Genomic DNA, 1,859 nt, shown 5'->3' with positions numbered 1-1,859 from the left:
TTAGCCCTATCAGGAAAAGGATGGTGGCGATTATCAGGTTGTCCTCAAGCTCATCAGGCTATGAATCTACAATGGTTCATAGATTTAGGATTATATAATATGTCAGTTATCTATAAACAGTTCAAACATTATTCGAAACCGCCGTGTACGAGAGTACGCACGGTGGTGTGAGAGAGCGGGGGAGTAATCCCCCTACCTACTCGATTATTCTTGTATTAGTATTGTATTTATTCTATAGGTTTGGTAATATAATATCAGTAATTGAGCTTAGAAGGATTTCTATGCTTTATTAGTTTTTTTAGTTTAATTATAATGAGTATTTTACTTTTTAATGTATTTTGTAATTATAGAGTGTGTTCAGCTTTTGATTCATTCTACTTAATCAGAAATGAATTATTAGTTAAATTAATGAATAGATGAGTAAAGTTGTTTCCATAATTATTATAAATCTGATAGGGTTTCAGCTTTTCGCGCAAAATATAGGCATGGATACTATTGTGAAAGAAGGTGCTCGTATTCCTGTTACGATAAATTATGGAAATTTGATTATTCAAACCATTCCTTCTGATGTGATGATTGAGATACCAAAGTTGGGAATAAATGAAGAGAAAGATCAAGACTCTTTGATTCTGAAGGAGATTTATACTGGTCTGTACGATCTTTCTTTTAAGTTTAAAAATGAAACGTTTAAATGTTTTGTCGAAGTTTTTAACGAACAAACGGTCCATATATTGGTAGATGTAAATGAAAAAAAGCTAGAGACAAATGTGATTGTTAACAATCCTCTCTTATCGGAGCCTGATCCAATTGATTTAGATATGGTTTATGTTATGGTAGAGGAAATGCCTGAATTCCCTGGTGGAATATTAGAACTTAGAAAATGGATAAAATCAAATGTAAAGTATCCTGAGAGTGCACGTAGAAAATATATTACAGGAAGAGTTTATATCGGCTTTGTAATAAATAAAGAAGGGAAAGTCGAGGATGGTAAAGTTTTAAGGTCTATAGATCCTGCTCTTGATCGGGAAGCTCTTAGGGTGATTAGTAATATGCCCAATTGGAAACCCGGAAAGCAAAGAGGCAAATCAGTTAAAGTATCTTACACGTTTCCCATCAATTTTCATCTTCACAGGTAGTGTTGTGGATAGTTTTCCTCCTGACTGAGGTGCTGTCTCTGCAATAGCTGTTCCATTCAGTTTTTAAAACATGTAGTTTTATGTAGTCAGGCTTGTTCATGGATTATACCCAATTGTAGTTCAATGAATTTAATGACAAATGGAAAATAAGCAAAATGAGATTCAATTTTTGAGCGACTTATTGTTTTTGTGAAATTGCATTTGTTAGTAAGTCAGATATATTGCTTGTTGGGGTGTTGTGTTTAGAACTTGGATGCTTATTTTTATAGGTAAACGAGTCTTCTTCTAATATCTAGCAGGCTGTCAATTCGTTTTCTCATATTTTTGTGGGTGTATACTATAACCGATACGTTGTAAAAGCATTTTTGACTGAGTGTGTTTTGGTATAGATAACAATTTTGTTTTTTTTTAATGCAGATTATCAGTTAGTTGAAATTTAATTGCAATAAACTTAAAAAAATCATTAGGAAAGTTGGGAATATAAAGTCTATATTTGCACTCGCTTTAAGAGAGAGGCGTTGATCTTTGACCCGTTTGTAATGCTTGTAAACACTGAGTAATCTTGGTAAAAAACAATTAAAAAATAAACGAAAAAAGATTTGCAGTTTAGGAATTAAAGTTCTTATATTTGCAGCCGCTTAAATAGCGAAAAAGTTCTTAAAAGTCTGGTAAAGGAAAACGGCGAGAGTTGAAAAAGGGAGAGAAAATATTTCTCAAAATAAT

At 32.5% G+C, this 1,859-nt stretch carries 1 protein-coding gene; it reads left to right on the top strand.

What is annotated here, in order from left to right; genetic code table 11:
* Window positions 1-416 precede the first annotated feature (416 nt).
* On the top strand, window positions 417-1,136 hold the full coding sequence (locus DWB61_RS17525) for an energy transducer TonB (RefSeq protein ID WP_125032234.1): 720 nt from the start codon (window positions 417-419) through the stop codon (window positions 1,134-1,136).
* Window positions 1,137-1,859 lie beyond the last annotated feature (723 nt).

The sequence above is a fragment of the Ancylomarina euxina genome, assembly GCF_003863355.1.
Taxonomy (GTDB): Bacteria; Bacteroidota; Bacteroidia; order Bacteroidales; family Marinifilaceae; genus Ancylomarina; species Ancylomarina euxinus.
This window is presented reverse-complemented; position numbering and strand designations above follow the sequence as displayed.